We start from the raw sequence: 3,151 nt of genomic DNA on the forward strand, positions 1-3,151 counted from the left end.
TTTCAACGCTCAACGAAGAAGCTGAACACGGCGGCGCAACCGTGGCCAAGGCCACGATGCGGGTGATGTGGCTGATCGCCGTGCTGTTCGTGGTGCAGGTGTGTCTCGCCGCGGTTCTCATTCCCAAGGGGACGACGTTCGCAGAGGGCGACGACACGACCAATGCATTCTATGACGTGGTCAGGCACGCGATGACGTCGTGGTTCGGCACCGTCGTGTTGCTCACCAATGCGCTCATCGCGTTGTTCGCGAACGCCATTGCCTCCAATGCCACGTCCTCGCGCCTGGTGTTCAGCATGGCTCGCGACGGGCAGTTGCCGTCCATTCTCGGCCGCGTCAGCAAGCGCAAGGTCCCCCGCAACTCGATGATCTTCATCGCCGCGGTGTCGGTGGCGATCGGAATCCTCGGAGTGGAACAAGCCGACCTACTCACCACGCTGGTGACCTTCGGAGCCCTGACTGCGTACGTGCTGCTGAACTTCGCCGTCATCAACTACTTCGGGCGCAGGGAGAAGAGTAGTCGGTACCTCGTCCACTACGCGTTGCCCGCGATCGGCTCGGCCATTCTGCTGCTGGCGTTGGTGAACGCCAACCCCCATGCGCAGATATTGGGCCTGACGTGGCTTGCGGTCGGAGCCGCCGTCGCCCTCTATCTCAGGCTGAGCGGACGCTCCCTCGTCCAGTCCGACACGTGATCGGCGACATCGCAGAGGAACAGCCCGCCATGACTCGGACGATCGCCGACAGACTCGAAGAACTTCGCAATGTCTTCGAAAGGCGTTGCAACGAACGAATTGGTGAGGAGTTCACCGACCGCGTCGCTCAGCTCCACGACAATGACCCGACCTGCGTTCTCGACGACGCCGCCAACAGGGTCCTGCGCTTCCTGCGCGGCCAGCCCATCGTGGGCAAGCACCTGATCTACTCGGCCGGCCCCGACGGTCCCTGGCAACTCGGCAGAGTCACCCCAGGAGCCTTCGGAAACTTCACACTCGAACCCGCTACCTTCCATCGTCTGGACGATGCGATGAGAGCAGTCTTCGCCGCACGCCGCGAAGCGTTCCTCACCGCTGGTCGTGCCCCGTCGGCAAGCGCCGGAACCACCGACGAAGGCAGCTCGAAATGACCGACGTGAGCGTAAAGCCGGTATTACAGAAGGCATTTGGCTATACGAATCGACTCTCGGCACGGGCTGGAGAGTCACTGTCCCTGCACGTCAGCTGTCCCGAAGAGGACGCCGTCGACGTGAGCATCGTCCGACTGCAGCACGGCTGGGACGGTTCCGCCGGACCGGGATTCGCCGAGACGCGGGTACCCAGCGACGTCGACGGGCGCTACCAGGGTCATCATTACGCCTGCGTGCCTGGCTCGTACGTGGAGATGTCCGACCCGAAGTCGAAACTCACCGAGGCCGCCGGACTGTCGTTGTCCCTCGCCGTATTCCCCACGCTGCCAAGCAAGGCGCACACCGGTACGGTCGGCGCTTACCGCATCAGCAATGCATCGAACATGCTCACCGGATCTCGACAGGCGATCGCGGGCAACCTCGACGCCGAACTCAGTCGAGGCTGGGCACTAACCCTCGACGACGGAAGACCCACGTTCACCGTCGCAACCGACGGCAGCGTGCAGACCGTGCGGCTGGAACACGCATTAATGGCGCAACACTGGTACCACCTCGCCGTCACGGTCTCCCCGGATGGGACGGGCATCGTCCTGGAATGCACCCCGCTACGGCATCTTTCCGACCTGCACGTCCCCGCCGCCGCCAACCTCAAGCCGGAAGTGGCGCAACGGAACATCGATGGGGAATACACGCCGTCCTCGTTGCCGTTTCGCATCGGCGCGTTGGCTGCACGCGACGGCCGCCGCCTCACACCGGCCTGCGGCTTCAATGGAAAGATCGGCGGCGTGACGGTGGACCGTCACCTCGATGGGGTGCTCGTTCCCGTCGCCCACTGGCACTTCGGTCGGAGCGAACGCAGTGACGGGCTTCTGCTCTCACGCGTGATCGACGAGTCGCCCAACGGCTTGACCGGAGAATGCGTGAATGGACCCATGCGCGCCGTGACCGGGCCACGATTCCAAGGCCTGGCAAGAGACTTCCGTATGGCGGCGGACGAGTACGACGCCATCTTCTTCCACGACGACGACATCACCGACACCGGCTGGCCCGCTGCTCTCACCTTGACCGTGCCGGACACGATGGACAGTGGCGTCTACGCATTCCGGCTCACCGTCGCCGGTATGGATCACCACGTGCCCTTCTTCGTCAGTCCTACCACGGCACGACGCCGCGACGTCGCGGTCCTGTTCCCGACCGGAACGTACCTTGCATACGCCAACGATCGCATCGCGTTCGAAGCCGACAGCATGGAAGTGCTCCTCGGCCATACGCCGGTAGTGCACGCTGAAGACCTTGTCCTGCAGGACAATCCCGAGTTCGGGCGATCCTGCTACGAGGCGCACAACGACGGCTCCGGAGTGGTCTTCAGCAGCTGCCGACGACCATTGATCACCATGCAACCGCGCTACTGCTACTCGTTTGCCAGCGAAGGCCCGTGGGCGCTCGCCGCCGATCTCTGCATCACGCACTGGTTGGAGAGCATCGGCTGTGAGTTCGACGCGATCACCGACGAAGACCTGGACCGCGAGGGCTACGAGCTGCTCGCGGACTACCGCGTCGTCATCACCGGGAGCCACCCCGAGTACGTCACGCGCACCGAACTCGACGCCCTCGAAGAATTCACAGCCAACGGTGGCCGACTGATGTACTTGGGAGGCAACGGGTTCTACGCGACTACGTCGTACGATCCCGATAATCCCCACGTGGTGGAAGTCCGACGCGCTTCCGGAGGTACCCGCCCACACCAAACCCCCTTCGCCGAGCAGCGGCACGCCACCTCGGGAGAGGCGGCCGGGCTGTGGCGCGACAAGGGCAAGGCCCCTGAACGGCTGGTCGGCGTGGGGATGTCTGCCCAGGGATTCGACCGGTCGACGCACTACGAACGGCTGCAGGACAGCTTCGACCCCCGGGCTGAGTTCATCTTCGACGGAATCGGCGACGACGAACTCATCGGCGACTTCGGCATCATCGGTGGCGGCGCGGCGGGATCGGAAATCGACTTCTACAACCCCACCCTCGGAACGC

At 63.9% G+C, this 3,151-nt stretch carries 3 protein-coding genes; all 3 read left to right on the forward strand.

Features of this window, described 5'->3' with window-relative positions:
- Positions 1–695, forward strand: a 695-nt coding sequence (locus QOD90_RS20095) for an amino acid permease (protein WP_526352591.1), incomplete at its 5' end; no start/stop codon positions are given.
- Positions 692–1,126: a N,N-dimethylformamidase alpha subunit family protein gene (locus QOD90_RS20100; RefSeq protein WP_526352592.1), complete on the forward strand. Its 435-nt coding sequence runs from the start codon at positions 692–694 to the stop codon at positions 1,124–1,126. The genes QOD90_RS20095 and QOD90_RS20100, both read left to right, overlap by 4 nt.
- On the forward strand, positions 1,123–3,151 hold a 2,029-nt coding region (locus QOD90_RS20105; RefSeq protein WP_526352593.1), incomplete at its 3' end, for a N,N-dimethylformamidase beta subunit family domain-containing protein. The genes QOD90_RS20100 and QOD90_RS20105, both read left to right, overlap by 4 nt.

The organism is Mycobacterium sp., from assembly GCF_032161845.1.
In the GTDB taxonomy this organism is placed as follows: Bacteria; Actinomycetota; Actinomycetes; order Mycobacteriales; family Mycobacteriaceae; genus Mycobacterium.